We start from the raw sequence: 17,843 nt of genomic DNA, 5'->3' as shown, positions 1-17,843 counted from the left end.
AACCTGCAACAACATGGAGACTTCAGAAATACTCAAGAAGGTTCGCCAGCTGGAGATAAAAACCAAAGGTTTAACCAACCATATCTTCGCAGGCGAGTACCACAGCGCTTTTAAGGGCAGAGGTATGTCTTTCAGCGAAGTGAGGGATTATCACTTTGGTGATGACGTGCGGTCTATTGACTGGAATGTAACGGCCCGTTTCAATCATCCTTTTGTAAAGGTGTTTGAAGAAGAGCGGGAGTTAACAGTGATGCTGCTGGTAGATGTGAGCGAAAGTGAAACGTTTGGTACTGCCCAGCATACCAAACGTAGTCTTGTTACAGAACTCTGTGCAGTACTGGCATTTTCTGCCATCAAAAATAATGATAAGGTGGGCGTGATCTTTTTTAGTGATGGGGTGGAGAAATACATTCCGCCTAAAAAAGGTAAATCGCATATCCTCTTCATCATCCGCGAGCTATTATCCTTTACACCAAAAAAGAAAGGGACGAATATCGCGGAGACCCTGCGTTTCTTCAACAATGCGAACAAGAAGCGCAGCATCATGTTCCTGCTGAGCGATTTCTTTTCCGGTAATTACCAGGATGCACTCAACATTGCCTCTAAAAGGCATGATGTGGTGGGTGTACAGGTATATGATCCACGGGATAAGGAATTGCCTTCTGTGGGTATGATGAAGATGACGGATAGTGAAACAGGCGCTACGCAATGGGTGGATTCCAGCGATAGGAATGTGCGGAAATATTACACCGAGCAATTCCAGCAGCATGCGCAGTATTGCCGTAACGCATTTATGAAAAGCGGGGCAGACCTGGTCAGTATTCGTACGGATGAAGATTATGTAAAAGCACTACAATCATTTTTCCTGAAAAGGGTTAAAGCATAAACTGATCACTGCCACACCGGATGAAAGTTAATAAGAACATATTCGTGTATACCTTGCTGGGATGCCTGCTTGCAACAAGTCAGTTGTTTGCGCAGGAACAGTACCAGGATTATTTTAAGGTGAAAGCGAGCCCTGATACTACGAAAATTCGTATTGGCGAACCCATTAGAGTAGCACTTACTGCCAAGGTGATGATCTATGCATTGAAAGGCGCTAATCTGAAAGTTGTGTTCCCCAATCTGCCGGATTCCCTCAATCACATAGAGATCGTAGAACGTACGCAAATAGATACTACTGGTTCCAATGAACAACAGAAGTTATTTAAACAGATCGTTACCCTCACTAGTTTTGATTCCGGCCGCTGGGAAATGCCGCCCATGAAATTTGAAGTGTTCTCTGTAACGGATGGTTCTTATGATTCTGTTTTTACGGAGCCTTTTTTCATTGATGTAAATACGGTTGCTGTAGATACTACTAAAGCATTCAAACCTATTAAGGAATTACGTTCCGTGGGTTGGAACATCCTGGATTACTGGCCTTACCTGCTGGCGTGTTTAGCATTGAGTGCGGCTATTGTACTGTACTTTGTATTCTGGCATAAGAAGCGTAAACCTGCTGTGGCTGCGGCTCCTGTAAAACCAGCCAAACCTCCTTACCAACTGGCAATGGAGCAACTGGAATTGCTGGAAAAGGAAAAAACCTGGAACAGCGATGTGAAATTATATTATACGCAACTCACGGATATCCTCCGGCAATATTTTGAACAACAGTTCCATATTGCTGCGCTGGAACAAACCAGTGCGGAGTTGATGCAAAACATTAAACCTGTAACGGTGCTGAATCAGCAACGGGATAAATTGCAAACCATCCTTACGGTGGCGGACCTGGCAAAGTTTGCCAAGTTACAGCCATCACCACAGGAACATGAGGATTGCCTCCGTAAAGCGATTGCGGTGGTGGAATGGACGAAACCTTCTGCCGTTGCAACAGAACAACCTGCACCTAACAGCACAAATTCGTAATAAACGCATGAACCTGGAAATCTGGAAACATATTGAATTTGCTTACCCGGTCTTCTTCTGGCTGCTCCTGTTCATTCCTGCAATGATCTGGTGGCAATTCAGTGCTGGCCGCAAGTTTCAGGGATCTATCCAGGTATCTTCCCTGCAAGGCCTGAAAGGTTTGCCTGTATCCTGGAAAGTACGCTTCCGCCCGCTTTTGCTGGTGTTGCGCGTGCTTGCTTTTGCAGCACTGGTAACAGCACTGGCCCGTCCACAAACATCTAATACTTCTGAAAATATAGACAGTGAAGGGATAGACATTGTATTAAGTATAGACATTTCCGGTAGTATGCTGGCGGAAGATCTGCAGCCTAACAGAATGGAAGCGGCGAAGAAAACGGCGATGGATTTTGTGGACAGCCGTATCAGTGATCGTATCGGGCTTGTTATCTTTTCCGGCGAAAGTTTTACCCAGTGTCCTATTACCATGGACCATGCTGTGTTGAAACAACAACTCATGACGATCCGCAGTGGTATGTTGCAGGATGGTACGGCTATTGGAATGGGGCTGGCTACTGCGGTGGACCGTTTGCATAGCAGTAAAGTGAAAAGCAAAATAATCGTGCTGCTCACGGATGGTGTGAACAATACGGGATTAGTAGATCCGCTCACGGCACTTGAAATTGCCAAAGCTTATAAGATCAAAGTATATACGGTGGGTGTTGGTACAATCGGCAAAGCGCCCTCTCCTGCTACGATGCCTGATGGCAGTGTGCAAATGCAGATGGTGGATGTGCAGATAGATGAACCGCTGATGAAGAAGATCGCATCTGAAACGGGTGGCCGTTATTTCAGGGCTACGGATAATACTTCGCTCAAAAATATTTACGGAGAGATTGACAAACTGGAACGCACGAAAGTTGAGATCACTTCGTACAAACGTTATAAAGAATATTTCTTCCCGCTGGCCATGATCGCCCTGGCTTGTCTTTTACTGGAAGTGGTGCTGCGATACACACTCTTCAAGAGACTCCCTTAATTGGCTTATCTTTACGCCGTGCAAGCAACGATCTACAAATCAACGGGCAGCTGGTATGCTGCCAAAACTGAGGCTGGTGACTTTCTTCAGGCCCGTATTAAAGGCATCTTTAAGCGGGATGATGATATCACCTCTACCAATCCTATTGCGGTAGGCGATGAAGTGATCATCAGCCTGGAACAGGATGCAGAGGCAGCTGCCATGATCACGGATATCAAAGACCGAAAGAATTATATCGTGCGGTCTTCTCCGCATGGCAAACACAAAAAACATATTGTTGCGGCTAACCTGGATCAGGCGGTATTGGTTTGTACGGTGAAAGAACCGCGTACCTCCCAGGGGTTTATTGACCGGTTTCTTGTAACAGCTGCAGCTTATCATATTCCTGCTGTGCTCATCTTCAATAAAAAGGATGTGTACAAGGAAAAGGAAATGGAAAAGTTTGAACACTGGAAAATAGTGTACGAGTCCATGGGCTACCAGGTATTGCTAACTGCTGCGGGAGCGGGTGCTGGTATGGAAGAAGTGAAAGCGATGCTGCATAATAAAACGAGCCTGATCTCGGGGCATTCCGGTGTGGGAAAATCCACTATCATCAACCGGTTATTGCCAGACCTTAAATTGAAAACAAAAAACGTGAGTGGCTGGAGCGGAAAGGGTTTACATACTACTACTTTCGCTGAGATGTTTGATCTGCCGGAGGGCGGGCGTTTGATCGATACGCCGGGGGTGAGGGAATTTGGGATCGTTGATATTCCTAAAACGGAACTCTCCCAGTATTTCCTGGATATGCAGCCTTTTCTTCCTAATTGTCAGTTCAATAACTGCCAACACCTGGATGAACCTGACTGTGCGGTGAAAGATGCTGTGGAAGCGGGAGAACTGGATATGGAACGATACCTTAGCTATGTAGCTATCTGGCATACGATAGAAGACAAATCTTACTAACCTCTTCTGAACAGCCCTTTCTTCGGGGGGTTGTTCATTTCGTCCATCACTTTTTCTGCACCCATACTACGCCTGGGAATCTTACAACCTGTTTTTTGCGTGCGGCATCCAATAGCCAGGATAGCTGTTGCCATCACGAGTAAAAAGCAAAACCTGCGCATACCTTCTGTTTAGAATAATTTCATTTGTTTCCCGGCCTTTGAGTTTTGCTTTGCATTCCCCTTGTTGTAATACGTGCTGCCCGGGCAGCCATATTTCTGAGATGCGCAACTGGTCAGTAAAAAAACTGCCCAAAGCATTAATAACCATTTTATTTTCATAGGGACAGGGTATTTGTCTTATGCAATATAGCATTTTTTCTTCAAGTGATTATACCTGATCCCGGAACCAGTCTGCATACATGATATAGTTGTTGGCAATCCTGTCGATCTCTCCATGGATCAGCTCCTGGCTGATGGTTTTCACTTTTTTGGCGGGTACGCCGGCGTAAATAGTGCCCGCTTCCACTTGTGTTCCTTCCAAAACCACTGCTCCGGCGGCAATAATGGTATTACTGCCGATATGGGCATTGTCCATTACGATGGCGCCCATGCCGATCAATACATTATCTTCTACAGTGCAGCCATGTACAATAGCGTTGTGGCCAATGGACACATTATTGCCGATGGTGGTTTTGGTTTTCTGGTAGGTGGCGTGGATCACAGCTCCATCCTGGATATTCACCTTGTTGCCCATACGAATACTGTTCACGTCTCCCCGCACAACGGCATTGAACCAAACGCTGCAATCATCCCCCATTATCACATCTCCTACGATGGTAGCATTGGGGGCTATAAAACTGTTTTCTCCCATTTTAGGGTATACTCCTTTTACTGGTAATATTACTGGCATGTTACAAATATAGAACTTCACTAACTTCGCGGCAATGAATAACAGGCAGCTTTTTTTACAACATGTGGCCCAGACCTCAGATGCCCCGCTGGCATTGGAGATCGTAAAAGCGGAAGGCATGTATATGTGGGATGCGGATGGCAAACAGTACCTGGACCTTATTGCGGGGATCAGTGTTTGCAATATCGGGCATTGCCACCCTAAGGTGGTAAAGGCGATCCAGGAACAGGCGCAGACGTACATGCATCTTTTGGTGTATGGGGAATTTGTGCAAGCCCCCCAAGTGGCTTATGCCAAATACCTGACGGATCATTTGCCGGCTTCTTTGAACAGCGTATATTTTACGAATTCAGGCAGCGAAGCGGTGGAAGGGGCTATGAAATTAGCTAAACGCCATACAGGGCGTACGGAGATCATTGCTTTTAAGAATAGCTACCATGGCTCTACGCAGGGATCACTGAGTATTATTGGCGATGAATACTGGCGGAATGCCTACCGGCCTTTGTTGCCGGATGTGCAGCATCTTTCTCATAATTCCATGGACATGCTGAGCAATATTACGGAGCGGACGGCTTGTGTGATTGCGGAAACGATCCAGGGGGAAGCGGGTGTGCTGGCACCTCAGCGGGAATGGCTGCAGGCTTTGCGTTTGCGCTGTACGGAAACGGGAACGCTGTTGATTTTGGATGAGATACAATGTGGCTTTGGCAGGAATGGAACCTTATGGGCATTTGAGCAATATGATGTGGTGCCGGATATCCTGTTACTGGGTAAAGCATTGGGAGGTGGTATGCCGCTTGGCGCTTTTATTGCCAACCGGGATGTGATGTGGAGCCTGACGAATCAGCCTGTATTGGGCCATATCACTACGTTTGGTGGTCATCCTGTTGCGTGTGCAGCTGGCCTTGCAGGGATGAAAGCATTGATGGAAGAAGATATGATGGCAGGTGTGGTTTTTAAAGAAAAACTGTTTTTAGAATTGCTGAAACATCCGCGCATTAAAGCAGTACGTTCAAGAGGATTGATGCTGGCGGTTGAACTGGAAGATTTTCCTGCTAATAAAAAAGTGATCGATCATTGCATACAACAAGGTGTGATCACAGACTGGTTCCTGTTTGCGCCGCAGTGTATCAGGCTGGTGCCTCCTTTGATCATTACGGAGGAAGAGATCCGTGCAGCTTGTAAGATCATACTGGCGGGATTGGACACGCTGGTGTCCTAAATAAAAAAATCCTCCCGGAAAACCAGGAGGAAATTTTCAAATGCTTATGAGAAAATTCGAAAAATACTTTTATTGCTGACCTGATTCTTTCTTCGCGTCTTGTTTCATCTTGTCATTTGCATAGATGGAAAACTCAACACGACGATTTTGAGCACGATTCGCTTCTGAATCATTTGCTACTTTAGGCTGGGTTTCACCATACCAGAAAGTCTGTACACGATTAGCAGCTACTCCTTGTGCAACCAGATAAGCGGCAACGGATTTTGCACGGCGCTCAGACAAACTGTAGTTGTAAGCGTCTGCACCGGTATCGTCTGTATGCCCTTCTACCCGTACGTGTGTATCAGGATATTTATTTAATACGGCTGCCAGTTCATGAATATTGGATTGTGCAGTGGCAGTAAGATCTGATTTATCAAATCCGAATAATACGCCGGAGTTGAAGGTTACGTTGATACCTTCCCCTACTCTTTCCACAGTAGCGTTGGGTACTTCGTTCTTGATCTCCTGTGCCTGTTTGTCCATTTTCTTACCGATCAATACACCGGCACCACCACCAACGGCAGCACCAATGATAGCTCCGAGCGCTGTATTACCGGCTGCTTTACCAATAATGGCACCAGCTGCGGCACCACCACCGGTACCAATCACAGCACCTTTCTTTGTATTATCCATGCTCTGCCATGTGCTACAGCTGCCAAGCAACAGTGTACCGGCTAAAGCTATCGCTGCAAATGCATTCATTCGTTTCATCTTAGTAAATTTTAACATAGTGAGTTTTTTGGACAGGTTTTTTGTTGCCTGCATATAGTTTGTGCACTAGCCTAAACAAATAGTTTGCCAACAAAGTGGTTTTTCCCATAAACTACTGAGGGACAGTATTTTAAAAAACAGACAGGAGACGATGCTCTCCTGTCTGTTTTGTGCAGTTATTTTCCAAAGATGCCGCCTAAAAGGCCGCCCAATCCTCCGCTGCCTTGTTGCTGTTTTGCACCATTGCTGATCATTCCTACCATATCCTGCAGATCCACATCACCATCACCGTCTTTATCCAGTCCGCCTGCAAATTTGCCGAGCAGACTGCCCAAATTGAGGCCTTGTGTGGAACCTCCGGTGAGGGAACTGAAAATGCCGTCCAGTGAAAAACCATTGTCACTCGGGTCGTTGGTCTTTTTCACTAAGGAACCTAATACACTGGGGATGAGAGAACCGGCAATAGCTGATGCAGTGCCACCATTCAGGTTGAACTTTTCCATCAGGCTACCAATAAGGTTACCAGAAATGTTGTTGACCACGGGGTTATTATTGTCTACCTGGCCATTGGAATTAAAAAGACCCATTACGTCTTTTACATTTCCACTGGCAAGGGCTTCCTGTAAACCGGAAGCAATGGAGTGAGAAGCCTCTCCGATCACAGCATCGTTTTGCTCATTAGGTATAGCTGGATTGGCTACCACTGTTTCCTGTGCGCTATCACGCACCAGTTGAACTAATTGATCAAGCATTTTGATATGGTTTAGGGTGGAAAGATACTACTGTAGATGATAATAACATTCCCCTGCCTCAAATTGTTGTGTTAAATCAGACCTGGTCTCCCATCTTCATTTTCTCCGCATTTTCAGCGAATTGCAGGGCTTCTATCATGTCCTGGATGTCCCCATTCATGAAAGCATCCATATTATAGGCGGTCATTCCAATGCGGTGATCTGTAACCCGGCCCTGTGGATAGTTATAGGTACGGATCTTGGCAGAACGGTCTCCGGTGGAAACAAGACTTTTACGTTTGGAGGCAATGGCATCTTCATGTTTGCGTACGGCAGCTTCGTAGATGCGGGTACGCAGCATTTTCATGGCAATATCTCTGTTGGAGTGCTGGCTACGGCCTTCCTGGCATTCCACGATCACACCTGTAGGAATGTGGGTAAGCCTTACCGCAGATTCTGTTTTATTTACGTGCTGGCCACCTGCTCCGGATGCCCGGAAAGTGTCCATTTTAATATCTGCATCCCTTACATCCACATCCACTTCATCTGCTTCGGGCAAAATAGCCACGGTAGCTGCTGAAGTATGGACCCTTCCGGAACCTTCTGTTGCTGGGACCCGTTGCACACGATGTACGCCGGATTCGAATTTCAGGGTACCGTATACATCGTCGCCGGTTACTTCTACTACAACTTCTTTATAGCCACCCACGGAACCGGGGTTTTCATTCATGATCGTGGTTTTCCAGCCTTTGTTCTCACAATAACGCAGGTACATCCGCAGGAGGTCTCCTGCAAAAAGGCTGGCTTCATCCCCACCAGTACCACCACGGATCTCCAGGATCGCATTTCTTTCATCCTGCGGGTCTTTCGGGATCAGGAGGTTACGGATATCTGCTTCTGCCTTGTCTTTCTGCTCATTCAGGCTTTCGGTTTCTTCCTTGGCCATATCCCTCATTTCATCATCCCCGCTTTCCAGCACTTCCCTGTTAAAAGCAATGGCATCCAGCAACTTACGGTAGTTCTCGTAAGCCTTCACGATCTTTTCCAGCTGGCGGTATTCCTTGCTCAGCTTGCTGAATTGCTTATTATCTTTCACCACTTCAGGGTTGGTGAGTGCCATAGCTACCTGTTCGTAGCGGCCCTTGATGGCTTCTAATTTATCTATCATAATGAGTGACGAATTAACAATTACGGATTACGAATATGATTAACATTGAAAGAAAAAACCGTATTTCGTAATTGCTTCGGGTTGCAAAATTACATTTTTGCCCCTAAAAAAAACGAAGTAGCTGTTCCTAATTCGTAATTGATAATTTGCAAAGATGATAAAGCTGGCGGCAGAAGACATTTTTGATGGTCAACGGTTCCATGGACCGGACAGGGTATTGATCCTGGATGATGCAGGAAACGTTTCTGCACTGGTTCCCCGGTCCTGGGCAGGCGAGGATATTAAAACAGTGGAAGGCTGGCTTTCTCCCGGGTTTATTAACACACATTGCCACCTGGAACTTTCTCATATGAAAGGGAAGGTACCGGAGCATACAGGGCTTCCTCTTTTCCTGAGGACAGTGATGGAGCAACGGCAGCCCCCCACTGCGGATTTCCTGGAGGAGGCTATCATGGCCGCCGGGAAAGAGATGGAGGAAGGAGGGATCGTGGCCGTGGGGGATATCTGCAATACAGCAGCTACCCTGGCACATAAGTTAAACTCTCCCCTTTACTGGCACAGCTTTGTGGAATGCATGGGTTTTATAGATGCGGTAGCGCATCAACGGCTGGAACATTCTGCTGCTGTATTCTCTCAGTTTGCCGAAAAGGAGCAGCCGGTTTCGCTGGTGCCACATGCACCCTATTCTGTATCTGCCACTTTGTTTAAATTATTGGGCAGCATGGAAGGCAATACGCCTGTAAGCATCCATAACCAGGAATGCCCTGCGGAGGATGAATTGTACAAACACAAAACGGGCGACTTCCTGGATTTCTATCAGCATTTTGGGATTGATATTGCTAACTTTTCTCCTACCGGCATCACCAGTTTGCAAAGTTACCTTCCTTATTTTTCTCACATTCCCCGCATGCTGCTGGTGCATAATACCTATACAACGGAAATGGACATACGCTTCGCTAATTCCAGGCCACAGGAAATATTCTGGTGCCTCTGCCCCAATGCGAATATGTATATCGAAAACCGGCTGCCGGATATTCCTGCATTTCTGCAACTCGGTGCCAGGATGACGCTGGGAACGGATAGCCTTGCTTCCAATCATCAGCTTTCTATATGGTCTGAGATCAAAACTATCCGGGAACATTATCCGCATATTCCTTTGGTGAATATCATGCAGTGGGCTACTCTCAATGGTGCACAGGCATTGGGAATTGCAGACTTGTACGGGAGTTTTGATAAAGGGAAAAAGCCGGGGATCGTGCAGGTTGTGGGTGATGAGGCGAAGGTTTTCAGGTTATAGGTATTTATTTACATTTGCAAAATATGAACGACATCCTTGACCATATTATCTTTGGCAATTCCATCCGCAATTATAGTATTGTGCTGGGGATTGTGTTATTTGTGTTCTTCATCCGGCGGGTGTTATCGAAAAGCCTGGCCGCAGGGCTTTTCAAGCTGATCAGACATTGGTTTCCCACCATTCAGCAACATGAATTTGTAGAATTATTATTACGTCCGCTGGAATATTTCCTCTTGCTGACTGCTTTTATCATGGCCAGTAATCACCTGGTATTTCCGCCGGAGTTGAATATCATTATCTATAACCGCAGCAATGATCCGTACACGCTGCACATGCTGCTGGACACCCTGCTGCAGATCACGTTCAGTCTTACAGTGATCTGGATACTCCTGCGCCTGATGGACTTTGTAGCATTGATCCTTGAAAAGAAAGCAGACCTCACGGAAGATAAAACGGATAACCAGTTCATTGTTTTCTTTCGTGATTTCTTCAAAGCTATTATGATCATTATCGGCGGTATGATACTGATCAATATTTTATTCGGGCAGCACATTGTAGAGAAACTGGTGGCAGGGCTTGGGATTGGCGCCGCTGCACTGGCATTGGCTGCCAAGGAAAGTATTGAAAACCTCATTGGTTCCTTCATTATATTTTCGGATAAACCTTTCCGTGTGGGAGACAGTGTAAAAGTAGATTCCTTCCAGGGAACGGTGGAAAAGATAGGACTACGCAGTACCCGCATCCGTACATTGGAAAAAACATTTGTGACGGTGCCCAATAAAAAGATGGTGGATAGTGTGCTGGATAATCTTTCCCTGCGCACACAGCAAAGGGTGTCAGTTAAATTAGAACTGGCAGCAGATACGCCTTCGGACAAGGTATCTAAAGTGGTACAGGGAGTGCAGGATTATTTAGCGAAACATGAAGATGTGGAACCGGGGTATTCTGTGAGCCTCTTCGATTTCACGAAGGATTCCTTTGTGTTGCAGATCATTTATATGACCAATATACTGGAGAACGCGGCTTATGTGAATTTGCGGGAGGATGTGAATATTGCTGCTATAAGGATATTACAGGAAAATGAGGTGAGGCTGGCTATGAAAACGGATACGCCACCTGTAGTCTGATGGATATAGGGTGGCTATAGGATGCTTATACGAGTACCCTATGTTGAGCCTATGTCAAGAATACGAAAGCCGCGCTGAGATTACTTTCAGCGCGGCTTTTGCAATAATAGCTATTGTATTGAACTAATCTTTCTTATTATTCATTTTCATAATGATCTGAGCCAGGTCATCTTCCACGGTTTGTTTGGGGCTACCGGAGATGCGGCCTTCTTCTTTACCGTCTCTCATCACGAGGATAACAGGTAATCTTTTCACTTTGTATCCATCAGCTACGGTGTTTCCGGTATTACCACTGTTATCTGCGCCGTAGAGGTGAATGCTTTCTTCCGGTACGCTGGCCAGGATCATCACTTTATAGAATGCTGGTAATAATTTTTTGCTGGCATCGTCTGTGGTATTCACGAGTGCTACCAGTTGAATTTTATCTTTATTCGTTTTAATGTAGTTGACCATATTGGTGTTTGCATCGTACCTGTTTACACCGGTATAGAACCATGCAAAAGCGGAATCACTGATCAGTTGTTTCATTTCTATCTTTCCTTTCAACTGCGTGTTGCCATTAACGGATTGCGCCATAGTCACAGAAGACAACAGCAATCCACATCCTAATAATACTGTGTGTAAACGCATAATTTGTATTTTATAATTGATCTTTTAGCTCTGTTAAAAATGCTCTCACTTTTTGCAGTGATTTCACCATTTCAAAATTTCGGGAGGCGGAACGTTTATCTTCCCGCAGCTTTTGCTTGGCTCCTTCAATGGTGTATTTCCGTTCGCGCAGTAAATGATAGATCAGCTTCAGGTTCTGGATATCTTCCTGCCGGAACAGGCGATCTCCTTTTCGGTTCTTTTTGGGTTGCAGAATATCAAATTCATTTTCCCAATACCTGATCAGGGAAGTGTTTACCCTGAACATACCGGCTACTTCACTAATAGAATAATATTGTTTATCCAGTGTGAGTTTTTCCAGTTCCTGGATCACATGCGGATCGCTGGCGAGTTCCTTCAGGCTTTTGCGGCCGCGCTTCTTTCCCTTTAAGGGCAGATGACCGATGGTTTCCGAAGCAGGCAGTTCTTCCCCACCAACAATATTATCCTTATCCAACTCCTTTTGAGGTGCAGGCTTGCCGGGTGCGGGCTGTTGCGGCTCGGCTCCAAATAAGTCCAGTTGCTGCATCATAACCGATATCAATTGTAATTGAAGAGAATATGGATACAATATTACGGAATCGCCTACGCATCCTACCTGGCACAGCTATCTAATTTTATGCACACGGGGCATTTCCTTCAATAATCATTCCATTAATCGAAGGACTGGTTGCCGGAACGGGCTATTTTCAGCATGCGGTCAAACTGTTCAGGCGTAAGGTCGTTGAAAAAGAAATATACAGGATCTACTTTTGAACCGTTCTTACTTACTTCATAATGGCAATGCGGGCCGGTTGATTTACCGGTACTTCCTACCCATCCCACAACATCTCCGCGTTTCACTGTTTGCCCGCGTTTCACTTTCATCCTTACCATGTGGCCATACAATGATTTATAACCATAACCGTGATTAACCACTACGTGATTGCCATAACCCACATCACTCAGACTGGCTTCTTCTATCACACCATCACCCGTGGAATAAATAGGCGTTCCGGAAGGAGCCGCAAAATCGAGACCACTGTGAAACTTCATGGTTTTATAGATGGGATCTATCCGGTAGCCGAAACCGGAAGCTATCCTGTCCAGATCTTTATTGGATACTGGCTGGATGGCTGGGATGGAGGCCAGCATTTTTTGTTTGTTCTTGATCAGGTCCTCTATCTGTATGTAAGATTTCTCCTGCACTTTCACCCGGTTGATCAACTCTTCGAGGATACTGGTGGTGGCGTTGATCACTTCCCGGTTGTCCTTGGATTGCAATTGCTGCATTTCTTCGGCCTTTTCCGGTTTACCGGCCCTTACACTGTCCGGAATGGGAGCAGCTTCAAAGATGACACGGTAAATTTCATTATCCCGGTGCTGCAATTCGTCCATATGGCCTTTCAGTTCACTCATCCTTCCCTGCAAGGCGTCATATTCCTCCTTCATATTATCGATATCTGCGCGCAGCAGCTTTTCTTTAGGAGAGTCCAGGAAGCGGTAGGCCACAGAGAGGAAGAGGATACCGGTTACGATGGCCGCGGAAATAAACCCCAGGATCCTTAATATCTTCACTCGCAGGGATACTACGAGCTTTTCGTATTTTAGTGTTTGTGTATTATAAAAATATTTGATCTTCTTCATGAACCTGTTTGGGTTGATATGGTGCGCGCCGTTCTAACGTAACGCGGTCAATATTATTATCGCTGCTTTTTTTTAAGGAAAACCGCGATTATAGCTTGTTTTTGATTATTTCGATATTTTTGCACCGCGTTTATCCTGTCCTTTGCATTGTACAATTAAAAACGGGGGTGCACAAACCTAAGCGAAATAGGCTAAAACCGCAACCTTTTGAATGTCAATTTTAAGAGCAAACTGATTTTTCATTAATTACAAATTAAAGTCAAATTTAGAACCGACGCAATTATAAAGTTAAAATTAGATATTAATACGTAGTAATATTTTATGACCGCAGCCGAGATCAGACAACAGTTCCTGGATTTTTTTGCTTCCAAAGGCCACCATATCGTGCCTTCAGCCCCTATTGTGGTGAAAAACGACCCTACCCTCCTTTTCACGAATGCGGGCATGAACCAGTTCAAAGATATTTTCCTGGGAAACAAACCGGCACCTTATAAAAGAGCGGTAGATACCCAAAAATGCCTCCGGGTAAGTGGTAAACACAATGACCTGGAAGAGGTGGGCATTGATACTTACCACCATACCATGTTTGAAATGCTGGGTAACTGGAGCTTTGGGGACTATTTTAAACCGGAAGCCATTGCCTGGAGCTGGGAACTGCTGACGGAAGTATATAAACTACCCAAGGATCGTTTATATGTGACTGTATTTGAAGGAGATGCGAAAGAAAACCTGGCGGCTGACACAGAAGCCATGGACCATTGGAAGAAATATATTGCCGAAGACAGGATCCTGATGGGCAATAAGAAAGATAATTTCTGGGAAATGGGAGATACGGGCCCCTGCGGCCCCTGCTCTGAAATTCATGTGGATTGCAGATCGGATGAGGAAAGAGCCTCCATTCCGGGCAAAGGCCTCGTGAATAATGATCACCCCCAGGTGATTGAGATCTGGAATAACGTGTTCATGCAGTTCAATCGCCTGAAAGATGGTAGTCTTGAACCGCTACCTGCCAAACATGTGGATACGGGGATGGGGTTTGAGCGGCTGGTTCGCGTACTCCAGCAAAAACAGAGTAATTATGATACGGATGTGTTCATGCCGGTGATCCATGCTACGGAAAAGCTCTGTGGTAAAGAATATGGGAAAACGGAGAAAATAGATATCGCTTTCCGGGTGATCGCTGATCATATCCGTGCTATCTGTTTCACGATCGCTGATGGACAACTTCCCAGCAATACAGGGGCAGGATATGTGATCCGCCGGATCCTGAGAAGAGCAGTAAGGTATTATTTCTCTTTCCTGGATGTGAAAAAACCCTTGCTCCATGAACTGCTGCCGGTATTGGCTGGTCAGTTTGCGAAGGTGTTCCCGGAACTGCTGCAACAGGAAGATTTTGTGAAGAAGGTGGTTTTTGAGGAAGAAAGCAGCTTCCTGCGTACGCTGGATAGTGGTATCCGCAGGATGGATGATTTTATGGGTGGTGCCGCTTCTAAAAATGTAGATGGCAAAACGGCCTTTGAACTATATGATACTTTTGGTTTCCCGCTGGACCTTACCATGCTGATAGCCAATGAGAACGGATTTAAAGTAGATGAGCCTGGTTTTGATGCTGAAATGAAAAAGCAGAAAGACCGTTCCCGCGCAGCTACTGAACTGGATATGGGTGACTGGACTGTTTTGCAGGATCAGCCTTCCGGTATCTTTATAGGATATACCTCTTTGGAATCTCCTGCAAAAGTGCTGAAATACCGCAAGATCAAAGCAAAAGGAAAAGAACAGTATCAACTGGTGCTGGACAAAACTCCTTTCTATGCAGAAAGCGGCGGGCAGGTAGGTGATACCGGAACGCTGGATTTTGATGGAGAGATCATCACCGTTACAGATACCAAAAAAGAGAACGACCTGATCGTTCATTTTGTGGATGCTTTGCCAGCTAAACCATCGGGCACCGCAACAGCCGTGGTTGATGCTTCCAAAAGGAAAAACACGGAACGCCATCACTCTGCTACGCATTTGCTGCATGCAGCTTTGAGAGCAGTTTTAGGAACACACGTTGCACAGAAGGGATCTCTCGTAAATGCAGATTACCTGCGTTTCGACTTCTCTCATTTTGCGAAAGTAACGGATGAAGAACTGGCGGCTATTGAAGCGATCGTGAATGAAAAGATACGGGAGAATATTCCTGTTGTGATAAAAGAACTGCCTCGTGAAGAAGCCCTGAAGCTGGGTGCTATGGCGCTTTTCGGAGAGAAGTATGGGGAAACGGTACGTGTGGTGACCATTGATCCATCTTACTCTATCGAGCTTTGTGGTGGTACGCATGTTGGATATACAGGTGAATTAGGGCAATTCAAATTTATTACTGAAAGTGCAGTGGCAGCTGGTGTTCGTCGTGTGGAAGCAGTAACGGGATCAAAGGCAGAAGTTTTTGTGAATGAACAATTACAGCAGTTGAAAGAAGTGAAACTGCAGTTGAAGAACCCGAAGGATATTGTAAAAGCTATTGAGAACCTGGCGAATGATAAAACTGTTTTAGAGAAACAGCTGGCATCTATGGAAGCCAAGCAGGCACAGCAATTGGCGGCTACTTTACCTCAAAAGGCGGTAACGGTGAATGGTGTTCAATTCCTGGGAGCGGTTGTAGAAGTAAGCAGTGCGGATATGGTAAGGCAGTGTGGATCCATTGCAAAAGACCTGCTCACTGCGCCGTATGTAATTGTGCTGGCGGCTAATGTAGCAGGGAAAGCACAAGTGGCGGTTCTCTTATCTGAAGATCTTGTGAAGGACAAAGGGCTGAATGCACAGAAGATCATTAAAGAACAGGTGGCCTCGCTGATCAAAGGTGGTGGTGGTGGACAGCCGACACAGGCTACGGCTGGCGGGCAGGATGTTAGCCAGTTGCAGCAGGTGATTGAGCAGGTGAAGCAGATCCTTTAGGCTAAAAATACTATTCATAAACAGGCGGATACGGGTAACAATTACCGGTGTCCGCCTGTCTTTTTTTAACATTTCGTTACCCTTGTTAGTTCCTAAATTTGCTGTACATAAAACCCGATATTTTTATGCGCAGATTATTATTCGTATTCAGCTTCGGGGCCATTGTGATGGCTCTGCCGGCTTTTTCACAGGAAAGGCCTTCTTCTAAACTGGGTGAATATGATGAGATCATCATCAAACGAAAAGGCGGGGATAAGGACGCGAAAGTGACCATTGAGATCAAGGGTGGTGAGGTGTTTGCAGACGGGAAGAAATTAGATGAATTCCAGGATAAGGATATTATTGTTCGCCGCCGGGTGATCGTACCCAGGAATGGGAACCTGCCTCCCCTTGAGGAACAGGAGCTTTCTTTAAGACCCAATCCTGCTGTGCTGGGAGTTATCACCAGAAAGGAAGATGCTAAAGGAGCTACTATTTCTGAAGTAGCGGAAGGTAGTGCGGCTGAAAAAGCAGGATTAAAGATCGGGGATGTGATCACTGGTATTAATGATAAAAAGATCCTTGAGCCGCAGGAGTTATATGAGGCGATTGGTGGTCTGAAGGCTGGTGATAAAATAACTGTTACTTACCTGCGTGACGGAAAAGAAAATAAGGCTACGGCTACGCTTGATAAACGTCCGGATGCTGGTCGTTCTTTGCGTTTGGCGCCGGAGGGTGATCAATTCCGGTTTAGGATGCCTGAAGGGAGGAGTCCGTTTGGGAATACGCCTGATGGAAGGGAGTATCCTTTTGCGGAGTTTTTTAGGGAACGGGGTGGTGCAAGATTGGGGCTTTCTGTGCAGGATACTGAAGAGGCGAATGGTGCTGCTGTGCTGGAGGTAGCAGATGGTTCTGCTGCAGATAATGCAGGGTTTAAAGAGAAAGATGTGATCACGGAATTAGCAGGTAAACCAGTTAAGAATGCAAAAGATGTAGTAGACCTTTATAAAGAAAATAAAGAAGGGAAAAGTAGTATTACTGCTAAAGTGAAAAGGAATGGAACGGTGCAGACACTTACGATCAAAGTGCCGAAGAAATTAAATAAAGAGAACCTGTAGTGGGTTAAAAGTTTATAGTTTTAAGTGTAAAGCAAAAAGAAGCGGCTCGTGTTATGCGGGTCGTTTTTTTTGTTGTTGGGGCTGGGAGCTTGCCGCGCAGGAAAGGGCGGTTTTTCTTTTCTTTTTTTAGAAGGGGAGTTATTTTGAGGGAGGTGTTTTTATTAGGAAGGGATGGTGTTTTTTAGAAAGAGTATTTGTTGTTTGAGGGCTGAGGGTTTGCCGCGATGCAAAGGGCGGTTTTTCTTTCTTTTTTAGAAGGGGGGGGGTTATTTTAGAGCTGAGGGTTTGCCGGGCAGGAAAGGGCGGTTATTTCTTTTTTGGTGAAAGAATAAAGAACCAACTGTACAAGTGAGTGACCTTTAGATTTGTATGGATAAAATAATGGATTAAATTGAAGGAAAGAGATGGGGTGAACTAAGTGAGTGACTGGGCTGGAGGCCCATGTTGTGTATTAGTCCCCATCTCATTTCCC

The 17,843-nt window shown here is 45.6% G+C and carries 17 protein-coding genes; 9 read left to right on the top strand and 8 right to left on the bottom strand.

The genetic code is table 11. The annotated features are described in order from the left end of the window. Positions 1–13: 13 nt before the first annotated feature. From GFS24_RS28340 to rsgA, 4 genes are read left to right on the top strand one after another with little or no spacing between them, the layout of a single operon-like run. Positions 14–886 carry a DUF58 domain-containing protein gene (locus tag GFS24_RS28340; protein WP_153665797.1) on the top strand — a complete coding sequence of 291 codons (873 nt, stop codon included), beginning with the start codon at positions 14–16 and terminating at the stop codon, positions 884–886. Positions 887–906: 20 nt separating this feature from the next. Then, complete coding sequence (locus tag GFS24_RS28335) at positions 907–1,908, top strand: hypothetical protein (RefSeq protein WP_153665795.1); 1,002 nt, start codon at positions 907–909, stop codon at positions 1,906–1,908. A gap of 7 nt (positions 1,909–1,915) precedes the next feature. Then, positions 1,916–2,926 (top strand): VWA domain-containing protein, encoded by a 1,011-nt coding sequence (locus GFS24_RS28330; RefSeq protein WP_153665793.1) that lies wholly within the window; start codon positions 1,916–1,918, stop codon positions 2,924–2,926. Between the two features lie 18 nt (positions 2,927–2,944). Further along, complete coding sequence (rsgA, locus tag GFS24_RS28325; RefSeq protein ID WP_371731332.1) at positions 2,945–3,874, top strand: ribosome small subunit-dependent GTPase A; 930 nt, start codon at positions 2,945–2,947, stop codon at positions 3,872–3,874. Here rsgA and GFS24_RS28320 read toward each other — a convergent pair. Both GFS24_RS28320 and GFS24_RS28315 read right to left on the bottom strand, forming a co-directional pair. Next, positions 3,871–4,035, bottom strand: a complete 165-nt coding sequence (locus GFS24_RS28320) for a hypothetical protein (RefSeq protein ID WP_153665789.1) — start codon at positions 4,033–4,035, stop codon at positions 3,871–3,873. The two genes, rsgA and GFS24_RS28320, sit on opposite strands and share 4 nt — an antisense overlap. Before the next feature lie 208 nt (positions 4,036–4,243). Continuing rightward, positions 4,244–4,765 (bottom strand): gamma carbonic anhydrase family protein, encoded by a 522-nt coding sequence (locus GFS24_RS28315; protein ID WP_153665787.1) that lies wholly within the window; start codon positions 4,763–4,765, stop codon positions 4,244–4,246. Between the two features lie 34 nt (positions 4,766–4,799). On the opposite strand from GFS24_RS28315, the gene GFS24_RS28310 reads away from it, so the two are divergent. Beyond that, on the top strand, positions 4,800–5,987 hold the full coding sequence (locus GFS24_RS28310) for an aspartate aminotransferase family protein (protein ID WP_153665785.1): 1,188 nt from the start codon (positions 4,800–4,802) through the stop codon (positions 5,985–5,987). Positions 5,988–6,056: 69 nt separating this feature from the next. Here GFS24_RS28310 and GFS24_RS28305 read toward each other — a convergent pair whose 3' ends face one another. From GFS24_RS28305 to prfA, 3 genes are all read right to left on the bottom strand, one after another. Then, positions 6,057–6,740 (bottom strand): OmpA family protein, encoded by a 684-nt coding sequence (locus GFS24_RS28305; RefSeq protein ID WP_153665783.1) that lies wholly within the window; start codon positions 6,738–6,740, stop codon positions 6,057–6,059. 176 nt (positions 6,741–6,916) lie between these two features. Further along, positions 6,917–7,492 carry a hypothetical protein gene (locus tag GFS24_RS28300; RefSeq protein WP_153665781.1) on the bottom strand — a complete coding sequence of 192 codons (576 nt, stop codon included), beginning with the start codon at positions 7,490–7,492 and terminating at the stop codon, positions 6,917–6,919. A 76-nt stretch (positions 7,493–7,568) separates the two neighbouring features. Then, on the bottom strand, positions 7,569–8,639 hold the full coding sequence (gene prfA / locus GFS24_RS28295; protein WP_153665779.1) for a peptide chain release factor 1: 1,071 nt from the start codon (positions 8,637–8,639) through the stop codon (positions 7,569–7,571). A 154-nt stretch (positions 8,640–8,793) separates the two neighbouring features. On the opposite strand from prfA, the gene GFS24_RS28290 reads away from it, so the two are divergent. Beyond that, on the top strand, positions 8,794–9,936 hold the full coding sequence (locus GFS24_RS28290; protein WP_153665777.1) for an amidohydrolase family protein: 1,143 nt from the start codon (positions 8,794–8,796) through the stop codon (positions 9,934–9,936). Positions 9,937–9,959: 23 nt separating this feature from the next. After that, positions 9,960–11,063 (top strand): mechanosensitive ion channel family protein, encoded by a 1,104-nt coding sequence (locus GFS24_RS28285; RefSeq protein ID WP_153665775.1) that lies wholly within the window; start codon positions 9,960–9,962, stop codon positions 11,061–11,063. A gap of 123 nt (positions 11,064–11,186) precedes the next feature. Here GFS24_RS28285 and GFS24_RS28280 read toward each other — a convergent pair whose 3' ends face one another. The 3 genes from GFS24_RS28280 to GFS24_RS28270 form a co-directional block, all read right to left on the bottom strand. Beyond that, positions 11,187–11,693, bottom strand: coding sequence for a hypothetical protein (locus GFS24_RS28280; protein WP_153665773.1), 507 nt, complete (start codon positions 11,691–11,693; stop codon positions 11,187–11,189). A gap of 10 nt (positions 11,694–11,703) precedes the next feature. Further along, positions 11,704–12,243: a MerR family transcriptional regulator gene (locus GFS24_RS28275; RefSeq protein WP_253906626.1), complete on the bottom strand. Its 540-nt coding sequence runs from the start codon at positions 12,241–12,243 to the stop codon at positions 11,704–11,706. A 122-nt stretch (positions 12,244–12,365) separates the two neighbouring features. After that, on the bottom strand, positions 12,366–13,337 hold the full coding sequence (locus tag GFS24_RS28270) for a M23 family metallopeptidase (RefSeq protein ID WP_153665771.1): 972 nt from the start codon (positions 13,335–13,337) through the stop codon (positions 12,366–12,368). A 321-nt stretch (positions 13,338–13,658) separates the two neighbouring features. Between GFS24_RS28270 and alaS the strand changes: the two genes are divergently transcribed. Then, positions 13,659–16,274 (top strand): alanine--tRNA ligase, encoded by a 2,616-nt coding sequence (gene alaS / locus GFS24_RS28265; RefSeq protein WP_153665769.1) that lies wholly within the window; start codon positions 13,659–13,661, stop codon positions 16,272–16,274. Positions 16,275–16,399: 125 nt separating this feature from the next. Further along, positions 16,400–17,371, top strand: coding sequence for a PDZ domain-containing protein (locus tag GFS24_RS28260; protein WP_153665767.1), 972 nt, complete (start codon positions 16,400–16,402; stop codon positions 17,369–17,371). The last annotated feature ends 472 nt before the right edge of the window (positions 17,372–17,843 follow it).

This window comes from Chitinophaga sp. SYP-B3965, assembly GCF_009647655.1.
GTDB lineage: Bacteria > Bacteroidota > Bacteroidia > Chitinophagales > Chitinophagaceae > Chitinophaga.
This window is presented reverse-complemented; position numbering and strand designations above follow the sequence as displayed.